This window comes from Streptococcus sp. A23, assembly GCF_043674155.1.
Lineage (GTDB): Bacteria > Bacillota > Bacilli > Lactobacillales > Streptococcaceae > Streptococcus > Streptococcus suis_V.
The window spans coordinates 123,770-140,515 of record NZ_JBIMJP010000003.1; the positions used below are offsets into that span (position 1 = coordinate 123,770).

A 16,746-nucleotide genomic window follows, 5' to 3' on the forward strand; every position below is an offset into this window, starting at 1 on the left:
AGATGAAAACCAAATTGATTGCGTGCCAGCCCATCACCAAGGGCTGGTCTGCTGACCAAAAGTTTCTGGCTGTGGATGAACATGGTCAGAAATTTTTATTACGGATTGCGCTTGTGGAAAAGTTGGCCGATAAGCAGGCTGAATTTGCCCTACTCAAAATCTTGTTTGAGAGGAATTTGCCAGTGCAAAAAACAGTCGAATTGACTTATGATGGTCAGTCAGTCTACCAGATTTTTGAGTGGATTGAGGGGGAGGATTTGAGACAAGCGGCTCCGAATTTGTTGGATGAAACTCTCTATGAGCTAGGTTGCCAAGCGGGGAAGCTATTAAAAGTCCTTCATCAAATCCCAATTGACCAGACTAGCTTGAATTGGGAGAGCTATTATCAGGCTAAAATTGACAAAAAGACTGCGGCTTACCAGACTGCTAGCCATGCTTATGAGCAGGGGCAGGCTATGTTGGAGTTCATCGAGCGCAGTCGTCACTTGGTAGGGGGTCGTCCGATTGCTTATCACCACGGGGATTTCCATGATGGGAATATGTTGGTGGGCCAGGATGGTCAGCTTTACCTGCTGGATTTTGATCGTTTTGACAAGGGCGATCCTTGGGAGGAGTTCAATCGACTGATATTTACAGTGGAAACTTCTCCAGCTTTGGCTCGAGGGATGCTGGATGCCTATTTTGAAGAGACTATTCCAGAAGAATTTTGGCAGCTGCTGGCCCTTTATCTGACGGTCAATAGCATTGGAGCCTTGGTCTGGGCGGAAGAGGTGAATCCAGACCAGATTTCTCTGATGAAAACGCAGGCTAAACAGCTTTTTGATTGGTATCAGGGCTATAAGGAGGTCATTCCCTCCTGGTATCTAGGTAAAAATAGATAAAAAACGAAAAAAGCGGACTTTCTTGATAGAAAAAGTTCGCTTTTTGTGTGTTGGTGTGGTATAATGAAAAAAAGTGAAAGAGGAAATCGTTATGAAATTAAGAAGAAGTGAACGGATGGTGGTTATTTCCAATTACCTGATTAACCACCCCTATGAATTAACCAGTTTGAATACCTTTGCGGAAAAGTACGAATCAGCCAAGTCTTCGATTTCAGAGGACATTGCCATTATCAAAAAAGCTTTTGAAGAGAGCTCTATCGGACATATCGAGACCATTACGGGTGCTAGTGGGGGTGTTGTCTTTACGCCGTCTATTTCTAAGGAAGAGTCGATTGAGATTGCCCAGAGTCTTCGCAATCAGATGGCGGAAAGTAGCCGTATCCTGCCTGGTGGCTATATTTATTCGTCGGATTTGCTGTCGACGCCCCATGTATTAAAAAATGTTGGCCGCATTATCGCGGATGCCTTTAAGGCAGAGAAGATTGATGCTGTTATGACCGTGGCGACCAAGGGGGTTCCTTTGGCCAATGCCGTTGCCAACGTCCTCAATGTTCCCTTTGTTATCGTTCGTCGGGACTTGAAAATTACTGAAGGTTCGACCGTTTCGGTCAACTATGTGTCGGGTTCTAGCGACCGGATCGAGAAGATGTTCCTCTCTAAGCGCAGTCTCAAGGCCGGTAGCCGGGTGCTCATTGTCGATGACTTTTTGAAAAATGGTGGCACTATCAACGGTATGATTAGCCTCTTGACAGAGTTTGACTCGACCTTGGTCGGTGTAGCAGTTTTTGCGGAAAATCAAAAAGGCGACCGCAGTGTGGCTAACTACAAGTCTCTGCTAGCCGTGACCGATATCAATGTCAAAGAAAACCGAGTGGACGTTGAGTTGGGAAATATTTTTGATAGCAAGTAATAATCCGTCTCAAGACCGATGGAGAGATGGAAAATTTGGGGTATACTAATACCAATCCTAAATATTTTTCATAATCTCCTTAAAAAGCACTGGCCGTGATGGTCAGTGCTTTTGTGCTGAATTAAGAAAGGAAATTCAAAATCTCTTCTTCCGTCATGCTAGAGTCGCAACGAACTTGGACACCGTCTGCTTTGGCGACGAGGAGACCTGGTACAGTTGGGACACCGTAGTGGTCACGAAGGTTTTGAAGAGCTGGGCTCATCTGGCTAGAGTCCAGGAAGTTGACGGTCAGCTGATTTTCCTGAGCGACCTTGTGGAGTTTCGGTACAAAGCGATTGCAGTAGGGGCAGGTGGCGCGACCGATGAAGAGAATGTCCCCCTCTTTATCTGCCAAGAGCTTTTCAGCCTCTTGCACAGTAACAGTTGTAAAATCTTCGATGTAAGTTTGGAAATCCATAATGTTCCCCCCTTTTTTTCTTACATTATAGAAGAATTTAGCAAGAATTACAAAAGTCTGCTACGTTGGGAGCTTTATCTTCTGTAGTTATTGCTCTTGTCCCGTGTTTGTAACTCCTGAACCGTCTTCTAATTCTTGAGGTCACTGGCCTCCTAGAGCGTCGGACAGGGTGGGGAAAAATAGAGGGCGCAGAATTAGCGTAAGTAGAACCATATAAGAGGGGGGATAGTTTGCCTTTTTTGGCAAATGTGCTACAATGTAACACAAAAGAGGGAAAAGCATGGGTACAGTGACAGTTCGATTGAACCAAGAAGAGGAAACTTTTTTCAAAAGTTACGCGCAGTTGACAGGCCAAAGCCTCTCGAGTTTATTTAAGAAGGCGCTGGAGCGGACTATAGAAGATGAGTTTGATTTAAAAATCTACCACCAAGCCTATAAGGAGTACCAAGACGACCCTGAAACCATTTCGCACGCTGACTTCAAGAAAGAGCTAGGTTTTTAACATGTACCGTATTGACTATTCCAAAAGAGCACAGCGTCAGATTCGTAAAATGGATAAGCAGGTACAGAGGTTACTATTTGCCTGGATTGACAAACATCTGGACGGTACAGAAAATCCTAGGCAGCATGGCAAGGGCTTGACAGATAAGCGAGCTAATGAATGGGGCTATCGTATCGGAGATTACAGACTGATTTACGATATTCAAGAGGATAAGATGGTTATTCTAGCCCTTGAGTTTGGATACCGGAAAGATGTTTATTAGGCTGGTTTGACCAGTCTTTATTGTTTTCCTTGCTTGGTAGATATTTTGAAGAAAAACTAAAAAATAAATGTTTTTCAGGCATATTATATGTTCCCATTTGCTTGGAAAAGAGTTTTACTTTAAAAAATCCTCTTTTTAGGGTATAATGGTCAAAGAAAGTCAAAGAAAGAGGCGATTCCATGGCGATGAAAAATACATCAGACTATATCGAAGAGCATATCAAGGCTATCTTGGAGCAGGTCAATGTGGCGGAACTCCGTCGGAGTGAATTGGCTAGTCGGTTTGAGGTCGTGCCCAGTCAGATAAACTATGTCATTAAGACACGGTTTACAGCCAGTCGGGGTTATATTGTGGAAAGTAAACGCGGTGGCGGAGGCTATATTCGAATTGGCCGCATTACCTTTTCGGACAAGCATGAATTGGTTCGTGATTTGTTAAATAATATGGGCGACCAGTTGTCTGCGACCGTTTATAATGATATTTTACAGCTCTTGTTTGATGAGAAATTGATGACAGAGCGCGAGGGCAATTTGTTTCTTGCGACGGGTACAGATGAGGTGCTCGGCAAGGAAGCAGCAGGTATCCGGGCCCGCATGATGCGTCAGATTTTACGCCGTTTAGATAGGAAAGAGGATTAGGGGAATGAATATTTCAAAGGGATTGAAACGGGTCTTTGAGGATGCCCAGCTGATTGCCCAACGTTATAGTAGTGATTTGTTGGAGACCTGGCATGTGCTCTTGGCCTTTGTTATCAACCAAGATACAGTGGCTGGAGCGGTCCTGGCAGATTATCCACCTAGTGTGGCAGACTATGAGCATGCTACCTTTGTCGTGACCGAAAAAGTCTATCAGGAGGACATAGAGTCCTTCAAGATTTTGCCGTCGTCCAAGCGTTTGGATGAGAAGGCAGCCAATGCCAAAACCATTGCGCAGGCCGTCAAGGCTAAGGAAGTAGGAACAGAGCATCTTTTCCTAGCCATGCTTTTGGACAAGAAAACAGTGGCCAGTCAGATTTTGGACAAGGTTGGTTTTCACCATGAAGACTCGGATGATAAGATTCGCCTGCTAGATTTGCGGAAAAATCTTGAGACCCGTGCAGGCTTCAACAAGGAAGATCTTAAGGCCATTCGTCTGGCCTTGAAGGGGCGCAAGGCTCCTCAACAGACCATGGGGCAGATGATGGGTGGCGGTATGCCTCAGCCCCAGACAGGTGGTTTGGAAGATTACACCCGTGACTTGACTGCCTTGGCTCGTGAAGGCAAGATGGAGCCTGTTATCGGTCGTGATACTGAGATTTCGCGTATGGTGCAGATTTTATCGCGCAAGACCAAGAATAATCCTGTCTTGGTCGGTGATGCGGGTGTCGGGAAAACAGCCCTGGCCCTGGGACTTGCTCAGCGTATAGCGTCGGGAGATGTTCCGCCTAGTCTGGCTAAGATGCGGGTCTTGGAGCTGGATTTGATGAGTGTGGTTTCTGGGACCCGTTTCCGTGGGGATTTTGAGGAGCGGATGAACAATATCATAAACGACATCGAAGAAGATGGTCAGGTGATTCTTTTCATTGATGAGCTTCATACTATTATGGGCTCTGGTTCTGGGATTGATTCGACCATGGATGCGGCCAATATCCTCAAGCCTGCTCTGGCGCGTGGCACTCTGCGGACGCTTGGTGCGACGACCCAGTCGGAATATCAGAAACATATCGAAAAGGATGCTGCTCTGGTTCGCCGTTTTGCCAAGGTCATCATCGAAGAACCAACAGTGGCGGACAGCATTGCCATTTTGGCAGGTCTCAAAGGGACTTTTGAAAAATACCACAGGGTCCAAATCACAGATAGTGCTGTCGAGACGGCCGTGACCTATGCCAAGCGGTATTTGACCAGCAAACGCCTGCCGGATTCAGCAATTGACTTACTAGACGAATCAGCGGCAAGGGTGCAGAACCGTGTCAAGGGTCAGCCAGTTGCGACAGGCTTGACAGTCCTTGACCAGGCCCTCATGGCTGGCAAATACAAAACGGTCAGCAAGCTCCTCCTGGCTGAGAAAGAGGCTGTTAAAGCCGGCCAAGGTTACGACTTAGAAGTGACGGAGGCAGATATTTTGGAGACCCTCAGTCGCCTGTCGGGTATTCCAGTGCAGAAACTCAGCCAGACAGATGCCAAGAAATACCTGAACCTGGAAGCAGAACTCCACAAGCGGGTCATCGGTCAGGACCAGGCCATCTCAGCCGTCAGCAGAGCCATTCGACGCAATCAGTCTGGCATTCGGACCGGTCGCCGTCCAATCGGTTCCTTTATGTTCCTGGGGCCAACAGGTGTCGGCAAGACCGAGCTGGCTAAGGCCCTGGCAGAAGTCCTCTTTGATGATGAGTCGGCACTAATCCGCTTTGATATGTCCGAGTATATGGAGAAATTTGCGGCCAGCCGCCTCAACGGTGCGCCTCCAGGCTATGTTGGCTATGAAGAGGGTGGCGAGTTGACGGAAAAAGTCCGCAACAAGCCTTACTCTGTCCTTCTCTTTGACGAGGTTGAAAAGGCCCACCCAGATATTTTCAATATCCTCCTCCAGGTCTTGGACGACGGTGTCTTGACAGACAACAAGGGGCGTAAGGTAGATTTCTCTAATACGATTATTATCATGACCTCCAACCTTGGGGCAGCTGCCCTGAGGGACGATAAGACGGTTGGTTTTGGTGCCCTTGATTTGTCCAAGAGCCAGGAGCATGTGGAAAAACGGATTTTCGAGGAATTGAAAAAGGCCTACCGCCCAGAGTTTATCAACCGTATTGATGAAAAGGTTGTATTCCACAGTCTATCTGAAGCGGATATGCAGGATATTGTCAAGGTCATGGTGCAGCCGCTGATGGCCATCACGGCCGAGCGTGGTCTGACCCTCAAGTTGCAACCGTCTGCTCTCAAACTCCTAGCGACAGAAGGCTACGATCCAGAAATGGGTGCCCGTCCGCTCCGCCGTCTCTTGCAGACCAAGCTGGAAGATTCATTGGCAGAAATGCTCTTGCGTGGTGACCTGGTTGGCGGTCAAACCCTTAAAGTGGGCGTCAAAGCTGGCCAATTGAAATTTGACATAGTGTAAGAAGAAAAGGGAGAACGCATTCGCCATTTTCCTAAAATATAAAATGTAAATAGGTATCTTATGAAAAAAACTGTTGCTGTTATTTTTGGGACCTTTGCGCCTATGCACAAGGGTCACATTGACCTGATCCAGCGGGCCAAGCGAGCCTGTGACCGAGCGGTGGTCATCGTATCTGGTTATGAAAATGACCGTGGGGACAAGATTGGCCTGGGTCTGCAAAAGCGTTTTCGCTATATTCGTGAAACTTTTAATGACGAGTCCTTGATTTCGGTTTATAAGCTAGACGAAACAGGCATGCCTCCTTATCCAGAAGGTTGGACGCCCTGGCTAGAGGCCTTGCAACAGCTGGTGCAGGCTGGCGAAGACGAGGAATTGGTCTTCTATGTTTCTGAAAAAGAATACTCTGCGGAGCTGGAAGAGCGTGGCTTCGGAGCATCTTTCACCGAGCGTAATTTCGGTATTTCGGCTACCCTGATTCGGGAAAATCCAGCCAAGCACTGGAACCTGATTGCCAAGCCCTTCAGACGGCATTTTTCAAAAAATGTCTTGGTGGTTGGTTCGGCCTCAAACGGCAAGACTACCCTGGTCAAGGATTTGGGACGCTATTATTCCTGTCCTGTCTCCCTAGAGTACGCCCGCTATTACCAAAAGCGCTACAATGTTCGTGACGATGAGTTGACAGGCAAGGATTACAATTACTTGCTGACGGGCCAGTATCGCCAGACCTCTGACTTGATTGACTCAGACACCAATCGTGGGCTGGTCATTGCGGATACCAATGCGACTGTGACCGAGGCCTACTATAACTATTATATCGGCGAAAGCTCCAGCTCCTTCCATTCCCTTTGTGCTGACACGGTCAAGAATGAAAAGTGGGACTTGATTATCTTTGTCCTGCCGACAGGTAACTATGTGGACGACGGTTTTCGGGACATGTCTATGGCCGACCAGGAAGTTCGCCATGCTTTTACGGAGTTATTGAAAAAATTAGTGGCAAAAAATCACCCAGATGCGCATTTGGCCTTTATCGGTGGGTCCTATCTGGAAAACTATCAAAAATCCATTGATCTGATTGATGCCATCTATCAGGAATTTTAGGAGAAAAGAGGAGATATGGAAAAAGTAAAACAGATGCTGACTGGCTGGGTGGAGGGCATCCGAAATGTCCCTGCCACCTTTGCGAAATTAGGACAGGCAGCCAAGGAATTAGGATTTTTCGGGCTCTTGAAGGCAGACTTTGCGGATATGTTTTTGGGACGGACAGCCTTTCAGTGGCTCTATCTCATCGGCCTATCCAGTGTGCCGCTGATTTTAGAGTTTACCAGCGGTAGCGACAAACACGACTGGATGGGGCTCTTTGCCTCCTGGACAGGGATTGTTTGCGTCATTATGGTAGCAGATGGCCGGGCTAGTAACTATGTTTTTGGTTTTATCAACAGTCTGATTTACTTTGTGCTTTCCTATAATAGTGCCTTTTATGGGGAAGTGATGACAGCTGTTTTCTTCTTGGTCATGCAGCCTATTGGCCTTTATACTTGGTTGGCTGCCCGTGTCAATGAAACCGAGGATGAGACGCCTGAAATCAGCGAATTTGAAACCCGCAGTCTGTCTTTCTTTGGCTGGGTCAAATGGCTGAGCTTCACGGCTCTTGTCTGGGGGATTTTTGGTCTTCTCTACCAATCTATCGGATCTGCCAGACCCTTCCGAGATTCTGTGACAGACGGAACCAACTGGACAGGGCAATTTCTCATGACTTATCTTTACAGGGAACAGTGGCTCTTCTGGATTGCGACCAACCTCTTTTCTATCTACCTCTGGTGGGGAAATTCCATCCACATGCAGGCCATGTACTGGGTCTACGCTCTCAATAGTGTCGTCGGCTGGTACCAATGGTCCAAGGCTATGAAAAAGGGATAGGAAATTAAAAACGTAAATACAAAAACAACCTCCGAGTTAGCATTCGGAGGTTTTACTATTGCTACCACCCATAATTTGGCTCTTCACAGGTCATCAGGGCTTGGAATAGTTCTTCGGGCGTAGTGACTTTCAGCCCACCGTATCTAGGGTCCTGGACATTGGGAGAGGGGGCGAGGTAGTAGAGCTGCTCAATATCCTTCCCGTCTTCTGTGGTCAGATAGCCAATACCAATGACGTTGTGCTCCCCTTTTTACTAGGATACATCACAGCGGAGTCAAAAGTATAGTACATAGGGTAGCCAGCATCAATATTTTCCCTGACCCTCTGCTTAAACAAGGCTATCTCTTGTCCAGCTGGATTAGGGTCCGTCACCGTCGCCAGCCGATAGCCAGCCTGACCATCTGTGGGATATTCATAGCCGAAAAGATGTTTGTTGAGGATGCGAATGGCGTCACTATTATGGGTGCCAAAAGGCTCGTAGGTTCTCATTTCAAACGCCAACTGCTTCTGCCCAACATGGACGCCCTGACTAGATAGCATCATACTGACAGTCGTCGGAGCGCAGTAGTTCCAGACAGTTTGGATTTGCGGTTGGACACTCAGCTGTTTTTTGATTTGCTTGGATGCCGGCTTCACCTGCTCTGGTTCGAAACTCGGTGTGGTCTCATTTGGTTCATTTTCTTGGGTAATGGCAGAGCTACTGGAGTTTGAAGAGCTAGGGTTTTTAGTCTGTTCTCCACTTGTTTTGACAACAGAGCTACTTGTCACCTTTACTTCAGGGGAGGTCTGCTCCTGCCGAGGGATAAGCAGAAAAAGCTGGTAGAGGCAAGAATGAGAGCTAAAGAAGACAGACAGAGACTGATAAGAATAGCTTTTGATTTCATAGCCACCTCCTGGAGGATTTTGTAAATCATTTCATAATATTAGCATATTATAATTATATGTATTTAGCAAGAACTATCCATAAAAAATGGCTGAGGCATGCCCAACCATTTCCTTATATTTTATTTAGTAACATGTCTTTTGCGGAGATGACAAAGGAGACCAGCTGGAACTGATCTCCTTTTGTTTATTTAACTTGTTTTGCCTGATAGGCAGCGCGTGCTTGGTCGAAGAGTTCTTGGACTTCTTCGATGGTTTCGGCACGGGATACGGCGCCACGGATCTTGGCAGCACCTGCTGAGCCACGGAGATAGTGGGGAGCTAGGCCACGGAATTCGCGGACGGCAATGCTTTCGCCCTTGAGATTGGTCAATCGGGTTAGGTGGTCAAAGGCGACATTGAGCTTGTCCTCAAAGGATAGGTCGGGTAGGATTTCACCCGTTTCCAGATAGTGGTTAATCTGGTTGAAGATGTAGGGATTTCCCATTGCGGTCCGGCCGACCATGACAGCGTCAGCCCCAACTTCCTCGATACGCTGACGGGCGTCTTCCACATTTCGGATGTCGCCGTTTGCGATAAATGGAATCTTGGTCAGGCTGCCAGCTACTTTGGTCAAGGTCTCTAGGTCAACGGTTCCTGTGTACATCTGCTCGCGGGTCCGTCCGTGCATGGCCAGGGCAGCTACACCGCCACTTTCTGCGGCCAGGGCATTTTCGACCGCTAGGTCGGTATTGTTCCAACCCGTCCGCATCTTAACGGTCAGGGGAATATCGAGGACCGAGGTTACTTCCTTGATGATGTGGTAAATCTTGTCAGGGTCTTTGAGCCACTTGGCACCTGCCTCGTTCTTGATGACCTTGTTGACAGGGCAGCCCATGTTAATATCTACGATATTGGCCTTGGTGTTTTTCTGAATGAAGTCAGCTGCACGTTTGAGGCCCTCAGCCTCGCCACCGAAGAGCTGGATAGACATAGGGTATTCGTTATCGTCTATATGGAGCATGTGGAGGGTCTTCTCGTTGTTGTAGAGAAGGCCTTTTTCAGAAATCATTTCCATAACCACCAGACCTGCACCCATTTCTTTGGCAATGGTGCGGAAGGCCGAGTTGGTCACGCCAGCCATTGGGGCCAGCACGCAGCGATTGGGGATTTCCACATCACCAATCATGAAAGGAGTGTTGAGATTAGCCATTGATGAGTTCCTCCAAATCGTTTTCGTCAAAGTGGTAATGGGTCTGGCAGAATTGACAGGTGATGTCCACGCCCTTGTCCTCGTCTTTCATCTCTTGCAGGTCCGCTTTTGGCAGACTGGCCAGAGCATCGAGGAAGCGGTCCTTAGAGCAGTCGCAGACAAAACCGATTTCTTCTTCTGATAGGCGTTTGAAGTCGTCGTCGCCATAAATGGCGGATAGCAGAGCTTCTATATGGTTTTCAGAAGCCAGTAAGCTCGAAATGGCAGGCATTTCTTGGATGCGTTTTTCGAAACGGGCAATTTCAGCCTCGGTCGCACCTGGTAAAACTTGCAGCAAGAAGCCACCAGCTACCTTGACAGTTTCATCTTCATTCAGGAGGACATTGAGTCCCACTGCAGACGGTGTTTGCTGGCTATCCGTCAGGAAGTAGGCAAAGTCTTCACCGATTTCACCAGAGATCAAGGGGGTCATGGAGTTGTAAGGGCGACCTGTTCCGTAGTCTGTGATAACTAGGAATTGGCCTGTTCCTACAAGTGGTCCAACAATAACTTCTCCAGTTGAGCCACGCTTATAGTCGAGATTCGGGTTTTGGATGTAGCCCTTGACCTGACCTTTGGTATTGGCAACGGCGATGATGGCCTTAGATGATCCGTTTGCCAAAATTTTCAAGGTGATTTTTGTGTCTCCCTTTTCATTAGCAGCTAATATTTGGCTTGCAATTAAGGTTCTTCCAAGTGCAACTGTTGAGGATGGCCAAGTGCCATGTTTTTCCTGAGCGGTCCGAACTGTTTCAGTACTGTCCAATACATAGGCACGGAAATGCCCGCTCTTTGATAGTGTTTTAATAATTTTATCCATAAGGATTATTATAGCACAAGTGGGGAAAATGGGGAAAGGGAGAGGTTTTGAGAAGGTTATTTATAAGATAGCCACTCAACGCCAGATTTTTCAGCTTCTTCTAACATAAGCTCATCAGGAAGTTGGTCGGAAATAATAGCCTTGTACTGTGAAAGATTGTTGATTTTGAAGAATCCTGTCTGGTGAAATTTGGAACTATCTATGAGAAGGATGGTTTCTTTTGCACGATCAATGACGCTTTTCTTAGCCAAGGCTTGACTGAAAGATGCTTCATAAACAAACTCTTTATCTATACCACGCGCGGAGCAGAAAGCCAAGTCAACACTGAAGTGATCTAGCAAAGTATTTTCGATGGCATGATTCACAACAGAAGCAGAGTGATGTTTAATTTCCCCACCAGTAATGAAGATTTTCATTGTTGGATTAGCAAATTCTGACAAACGTTGAGCAGTGTTCAGTCCATTTGTAAAAATAATTAAATTATCAATTTTTGTGAGGAAGTTACAGAGTTCGTAAACAGTGGTGCTAGAATCCAGATAGATACACATGCCTGGGCCTATAAAATCTTTTGCCATATCCGCAATCATTTTTTTAGCTAGTCTATTTTCTGATTCTCGAATGGTGTGAGATAGTTCAATCGTGTTGAAGGAATTTAAGATGACCTCTCCATGCTGTCGTTTAAGAAAACCTTGCTGTTCAAGGAAAATCAAATCACGACGTAAAGTTGATACACTGGAATAGGTCGATTTCTCCAATTCTTTTACCCCTATACGTTTTTTAACTTGTAAGATAGCCTTGATTTCTTGGATTCGCTGTTCTTTGCTCATGGGAGAACCTCCTTTTTTGTTATATTATACATAAAAAACCAATATTTTTGAACAATATTTCAATATATTTTTGAAAAAATGACCATTTTCCAACTTTCTGTTCAAGTATTGAAACGAAGTGTTCAGGAATCTATAATAAAAAATGTAAGCGATAACATTCTAGGAGGAAGACCTATGGAATCTGTTTTAGCAATTGATCTAGGAGCTACCTCGGGCAGGGGAGTCCTTTACTGGATAGAGGAGGGATTACTGAAGGCAGAGGAATTGAGTAGATTTGAAAATATTCCAATCAAAGAAAGAGGGAATCTCTGCTGGAACAGCCATCAATTAATGGAACATATTGTCCATGCTATTAAGCTAGCCCAAGAGAAAAGTGACCTGCAATCGGTAGGTATAGATACTTGGGGTGTGGATTTTGCTTTATTAGATAGTCAGGGAGAATTGATAGCTCAGCCGGTTCATTATCGTGACAGTCGGACCAATGGAGTGCTAGAAGAAATAGGGAGCTACTCCTCCTTAGAGGAGCTCTACTATAAAACAGGTAACCAAATCATGGAAATCAACACACTATTCCAGTTGATTCGTTTAAAGAACAGGCAACCTGATCAGTACTATAAGGCAGATAGATTAGTGATGGTGTCTGACTATCTGAACTATATGCTTACAGGACAAATAGCCATTGAGAAAACCATTGCTTCTACAATGCAGCTACTCAACCCTTATACCAGAGAATGGAATAAAGAGTTATTAGCTAGTTTTGAAATAGCTGACAATCTATTTCCATCCTTGGTTAAACCCGGAAATATTCTTGGAAGGATACAAAAAAAATGGGGGCTACGTGCTTCCAAAGTCATCAATGTCTGCCAACATGATACGGCAAGTGCTATTGCATCTATTCCAGATGATGGGGATAAGGTACTCTATATTTCATCAGGGACATGGTCTTTAATAGGGACTATTTTAAGCTCCCCTCTAATTAGTAAGGAAAGTTACGACAAAGAATTTACGAATGAATTTGGATTAGATGATAGCATAACCTTCTTGAAGAACTGTACAGGTTTGTGGATTTTTGAAGAATTAAGAAGACAGTTTAAGGAGCAGGGACAAGAATACTCGTTCCAAATGATTACAGAAATGATTGGAAATTGCCAAGAAGATGTTGCTAGGATTGATACAGAAAATCCAGAGTTTGCTAGTGCAGGTAATATGATAGAAAAAATTACCGCCTATGCAAATAGGACCAACCAAGTTCTGCCATCCAGTCCAGCTCACTATTTCAAAATAGCTTATTATGGTTTGGCTGAGAAATACAAGCAAGTGATTTCTGAACTGGAAGATCTGTTAGGTTATTCTTTTGAAAAACTCTATCTACTGGGCGGTGGTTCCAAGTCGAACTATTTCTCACAATTAGTAGCAGATGTTACAGGTAAGACGGTGGTTACTGGTCTGTATGAAGCAACCTCAATCGGTAATGCCCTCGTTCAATTTAAGGCACTTGGCTATGTTGAAGATATGAAAGAAGCCAAGAAACTTGTAAAAGAGTCTATAACATTTAACCATTTTTATCCAAAGAAGGAGGAAAAAAATGACACTTTATCCTAAAATTGGAATCCGTCCAACTATTGATGGTCGACAGGGCGGTGTAAGGGAATCCTTAGAAGAAAAAACCATGCAAATGGCTCTAGCTGCTAAGGATTTGATTGAGTCCAATTTGCGTTACGCAGACGGAACCCCTGTACAGTGTTTGCTGGCCAGTCGAACCATTGGTGGTCAAGGGGATGCTGGGATTGTCTATGACGAGTTTGCTCGTGACAATGTGGTCGCTACCCTTTCTGTCACACCAAGTTGGTGCTATGGGACAGAAACCATGGATATGGATCCACACACGATTAAAGCTATTTGGGGCTTTAATGGGACAGAGCGGCCTGGAGCAGTTTATCTAGCCGCAGCCATGAGTGGCTACGCTCAAAAGGGTTACCCAGCATTCAAGATTTATGGTCATGATGTTCAGGATCTGGATGACAATAGCATTCCTGCTGATGTAGCTGAAAAAATCTTGCTATTTGCCAAGGGAGCCATTGCTGCTGGTCAGATGAAAGGCAAGTCCTATGTCAACATTGGAGCTTCTTCAATGGGAATTGCGGGTTCTCAGGTTACCACTTCCTTCTTTGAAGACTATCTGGGAATGTTGGTCGAATTTGTGGACATGACTGAGATTCTTCGCCGTATGGAGTTGGAAATCTACGATAAAGAAGAATATGAAAAAGCTCTTGCTTGGATTAAGGAATATTGTAAAGAGGGTGTTGACATCAATGCAGGAAAGGAATTCCCAGAAGTGATTACCAAGTCCAAGGTGATTCCAGCTGACAAGGATTGGGAATTTATTGCCAAGCAAACCTTGATTATCCGTGATATTCTCTTTGGAAATCCTCGCTTGGCAGAGATTGGCTGGGAAGAGGAAGCTCGTGGCAGAAATGCAATTTCAGGTGGTTTCCAAGGCCAACGGCAATGGACTGACTGGCTACCAAATGGTGATTTTGCTGAAGCGATTCTGGCTTCCACTTTTGACTGGAATGGTCCACGTCCTGTGACTGCCTTTGCAACAGAAAATGATACTTTGAATGCGACCGCCATGTTATTTGGAACCCTCCTAACCAATAAGGCTCCAATTTTCTCTGATGTTCGGACTTATTGGAGCCCAGAGGCGGTCAAACGGGTGACAGGTCAAGAGCTAACAGGTAGGGCTAAGGATGGCATCCTCCACCTTATTAACTCAGGAGCTTCAGCCCTTGATGGAAGTGCTGCAGCACGAGATGAAGCTGGTCAGCCGACCATGAAAGAATTTTGGAATATGACGGAGGTGGATGTCAAAGCCTGTCTGGAAGCGACAGACTGGTGTCGAGCTAACTATGAATATTTCCGAGGAGGTGGCTATTCTTCTCACTTCAAAACTCAAGGTGAGTTACCTGTGACCTTGATTCGTGTCAATCTAGTCAAGGGTGTTGGTCCAAGTTTGCAAATTGCAGAAGGCTACACCTGTCCATTGGATGATGAAGTGCACCGTATCTTGGATGAACGGACAGATAAAACCTGGCCAACAACCTGGTTTGCTCCGAATCTTGGAGAACCTGGTTTTGAAACCGTCTATGATGTCATGAACCATTGGGGTTCTAACCACGGTGCCTTTGTTCATGGGCACATTGGTGCAGAAGTTATCACTCTGGCTAGTATGTTGCGAATTCCTGTAGCCCTCCACAATATTCCAAGGGAACGAATTTTCCGTCCAAGCATTTTTGATGGTGTCGGTACTAAGGATTTGGAAGCGGCAGATTTCAAGATGTGTGAGGTTTTAGGACCGCTATATAGTAAATAGAAGGAGAACACTTTATGTTCATGGAAAAAGAAAGAAAGGAACTTATAAAGTACGGCAAAAAGTTAGTTACTGAAGGCTTAACCAAAGGTACTGGTGGGAATCTGAGCGTATTTAACCGTGAAAAAGGTCTAATGGCAATCACTCCATCTGGAATTGATTTCTTTGAAATCAAGGAAGAAGATATTGTCATCATGGACTTGGAAGGACAAGTAGTCGAAGGAGAAAAACTTCCTTCAAGTGAGTGGTATATGCATCTAATTCAATACCAGCAAAGGGAAGATATTGATGCAGTCATTCATGCCCACACAACTTATGGAACTGTTTTGGCAGTACTAAGAGAGCCATTACCAGCTAGCCACTATATGATTGCGGTAGCTGGAAAAGATGTCCGAGTAGCAGAATACGCTACATACGGAACGAAAGAACTAGCCGAAAATGCTGCGGAGGCTATGAAAGACAGACGTGCAGTCTTTCTTGCCAACCACGGTATCTTGGCTGGTGCTCAAGACTTACTAAATGCCTTCAATATCATTGAGGAGGTTGAATACTGTTCTAAAATTTATTGTGTTGCCAAAAGCATGGGAGAACCAGTCATCCTCCCAGATGAAGAAATGGAATTGATGGCTGAAAAATTTAAAACTTACGGACAAAGGAAATAAAAAATGGTTTTAAGACATATACCTAAAAACTTATCTCCTGAATTGCTTAAAGTATTGATGGAAATGGGGCATGGTGATGAAATTGTTTTGGCAGATGCGAATTATCCAGTGGTTTCAAATGCTAAAAGAGTAATCCGTTGTGATGGTTTAGGAATTCCTGAAATCCTGAAGTCTATCTTATACTTGTTTCCTTTGGATACTTACGTGTCTAAATCAATATTTTTCATGGAACCAGAGGATGGGGATGACCTTCCTATTATCTGGGATGAATATATAAATATACTTAGAGATTCAGATGTAAGTGAATATCAAATTGAATATTTGGATCGTATAGATTTTTATTATCAGAGCAAGAATGCTTTTGCAATCGTAGCAACTGGTGAAACTGCACTTTATGGGAATATTATATTAAAAAAAGGTGTAATTAAATAGCAATTTAGAAGTAGGGAGGAATAAAATGACAATATCATTTGTTAGAATTGATGACAGACTTGTACATGGACAAGTTGTGACAACATGGTTAAAAAAATATGATATTGAACAAGTCATTATTGTTAATGACGATATAGTTCAAGATAAAACGAGGCAAACAATCTTAAAACTTTCAGCTCCTACGGGTTTAAAGATCATTTTCTTTAGCATAGATCGGTTTGTCGAAGTTTTAAGTACAGTTCCAATAAATAAAACAACTATGCTTATTTATACTAACCCTCAAGATGTATATAGGTGTGTCGAAGGTGGTTTAGAATTATCTTATCTTAATGTAGGGCAAATGAGTAAGAGAGAGGATAATACCAAGATAACAGGAGGTGTAGCAATTAGTTCTAAGGATAAGGAATATTTTAAAAAATTAGTAGAAAAAGGTATTAGGGTAGAGATTCAAATGGTCCCTAACGATAAAGTGACAATGTTGGAAAAATTTATATAAAATA

18 protein-coding genes are annotated in these 16,746 nt (G+C 44.7%); 13 read left to right on the top strand and 5 right to left on the bottom strand.

Features of this window, described 5'->3' with window-relative positions:
• Positions 1-2 precede the first annotated feature (2 nt).
• Entirely contained in the window at positions 3-881 is an 879-nt protein-coding gene (locus ACHBIE_RS02980) for a phosphotransferase (protein ID WP_172067719.1), read from the top strand.
• A gap of 91 nt (positions 882-972) precedes the next feature.
• Entirely contained in the window at positions 973-1,791 is an 819-nt protein-coding gene (purR, locus tag ACHBIE_RS02985) for a pur operon repressor (protein ID WP_105111720.1), read from the top strand.
• 121 nt (positions 1,792-1,912) lie between these two features.
• Here purR and ACHBIE_RS02990 read toward each other — a convergent pair whose 3' ends face one another.
• Complete coding sequence (locus ACHBIE_RS02990; RefSeq protein ID WP_105111719.1) at positions 1,913-2,248, bottom strand: thioredoxin family protein; 336 nt, start codon at positions 2,246-2,248, stop codon at positions 1,913-1,915.
• A 280-nt stretch (positions 2,249-2,528) separates the two neighbouring features.
• On the opposite strand from ACHBIE_RS02990, the gene relB reads away from it, so the two are divergent.
• From relB to pnuC, 6 genes are all read left to right on the top strand, one after another.
• Positions 2,529-2,750 carry a type II toxin-antitoxin system RelB family antitoxin gene (gene relB / locus ACHBIE_RS02995; RefSeq protein ID WP_105111718.1) on the top strand — a complete coding sequence of 74 codons (222 nt, stop codon included), beginning with the start codon at positions 2,529-2,531 and terminating at the stop codon, positions 2,748-2,750.
• 1 nt (position 2,751) lies between these two features.
• On the top strand, positions 2,752-3,012 hold the full coding sequence (locus ACHBIE_RS03000; protein WP_105111717.1) for a type II toxin-antitoxin system RelE/ParE family toxin: 261 nt from the start codon (positions 2,752-2,754) through the stop codon (positions 3,010-3,012).
• 179 nt (positions 3,013-3,191) lie between these two features.
• Positions 3,192-3,650, top strand: coding sequence for a CtsR family transcriptional regulator (locus ACHBIE_RS03005; protein ID WP_105111716.1), 459 nt, complete (start codon positions 3,192-3,194; stop codon positions 3,648-3,650).
• Between the two features lie 4 nt (positions 3,651-3,654).
• On the top strand, positions 3,655-6,105 hold the full coding sequence (locus tag ACHBIE_RS03010) for an ATP-dependent Clp protease ATP-binding subunit (protein WP_394732681.1): 2,451 nt from the start codon (positions 3,655-3,657) through the stop codon (positions 6,103-6,105).
• Positions 6,106-6,165: 60 nt separating this feature from the next.
• Positions 6,166-7,203: an AAA family ATPase gene (locus tag ACHBIE_RS03015; protein WP_394732682.1), complete on the top strand. Its 1,038-nt coding sequence runs from the start codon at positions 6,166-6,168 to the stop codon at positions 7,201-7,203.
• 15 nt (positions 7,204-7,218) lie between these two features.
• Positions 7,219-8,022, top strand: coding sequence for a nicotinamide riboside transporter PnuC (gene pnuC / locus ACHBIE_RS03020; RefSeq protein ID WP_394732683.1), 804 nt, complete (start codon positions 7,219-7,221; stop codon positions 8,020-8,022).
• Positions 8,023-8,235: 213 nt separating this feature from the next.
• Here pnuC and ACHBIE_RS03025 read toward each other — a convergent pair whose 3' ends face one another.
• The 4 genes from ACHBIE_RS03025 to ACHBIE_RS03040 form a co-directional block, all read right to left on the bottom strand.
• A complete protein-coding gene (locus ACHBIE_RS03025; protein ID WP_394732684.1) occupies positions 8,236-8,790 on the bottom strand; it encodes a C39 family peptidase in 555 nt (184 codons plus the stop codon).
• A 301-nt stretch (positions 8,791-9,091) separates the two neighbouring features.
• A complete protein-coding gene (gene dusB / locus ACHBIE_RS03030) occupies positions 9,092-10,096 on the bottom strand; it encodes a tRNA dihydrouridine synthase DusB (protein ID WP_105138349.1) in 1,005 nt (334 codons plus the stop codon).
• Positions 10,089-10,955: an Hsp33 family molecular chaperone HslO gene (gene hslO, locus ACHBIE_RS03035; RefSeq protein WP_394732685.1), complete on the bottom strand. Its 867-nt coding sequence runs from the start codon at positions 10,953-10,955 to the stop codon at positions 10,089-10,091. The genes dusB and hslO overlap by 8 nt, the downstream gene beginning before the upstream one ends.
• A 56-nt stretch (positions 10,956-11,011) precedes the next feature.
• Complete coding sequence (locus ACHBIE_RS03040; RefSeq protein WP_248055564.1) at positions 11,012-11,782, bottom strand: DeoR/GlpR family DNA-binding transcription regulator; 771 nt, start codon at positions 11,780-11,782, stop codon at positions 11,012-11,014.
• 174 nt (positions 11,783-11,956) lie between these two features.
• Here ACHBIE_RS03040 and ACHBIE_RS03045 point away from each other — a divergent pair, with 174 nt between their 5' ends.
• From ACHBIE_RS03045 to ACHBIE_RS03065, 5 genes are read left to right on the top strand one after another with little or no spacing between them, the layout of a single operon-like run.
• Positions 11,957-13,384: a rhamnulokinase family protein gene (locus ACHBIE_RS03045; protein ID WP_394732686.1), complete on the top strand. Its 1,428-nt coding sequence runs from the start codon at positions 11,957-11,959 to the stop codon at positions 13,382-13,384.
• Entirely contained in the window at positions 13,368-15,155 is a 1,788-nt protein-coding gene (locus tag ACHBIE_RS03050; protein WP_394732687.1) for an L-fucose isomerase, read from the top strand. Before ACHBIE_RS03045 ends, ACHBIE_RS03050 begins: the two co-directional genes overlap by 17 nt.
• Positions 15,156-15,169: 14 nt before the next feature.
• The gene (locus tag ACHBIE_RS03055; RefSeq protein WP_032498113.1) at positions 15,170-15,814 is read left to right on the top strand and encodes an L-fuculose-phosphate aldolase; all 645 of its coding nucleotides are present in this window, start codon (positions 15,170-15,172) and stop codon (positions 15,812-15,814) included.
• Between the two features lie 3 nt (positions 15,815-15,817).
• On the top strand, positions 15,818-16,246 hold the full coding sequence (locus ACHBIE_RS03060) for an RbsD/FucU family protein (RefSeq protein WP_394732688.1): 429 nt from the start codon (positions 15,818-15,820) through the stop codon (positions 16,244-16,246).
• A 25-nt stretch (positions 16,247-16,271) separates the two neighbouring features.
• Positions 16,272-16,742 (top strand): PTS sugar transporter subunit IIB, encoded by a 471-nt coding sequence (locus tag ACHBIE_RS03065; protein WP_024419517.1) that lies wholly within the window; start codon positions 16,272-16,274, stop codon positions 16,740-16,742.
• The last annotated feature ends 4 nt before the right edge of the window (positions 16,743-16,746 follow it).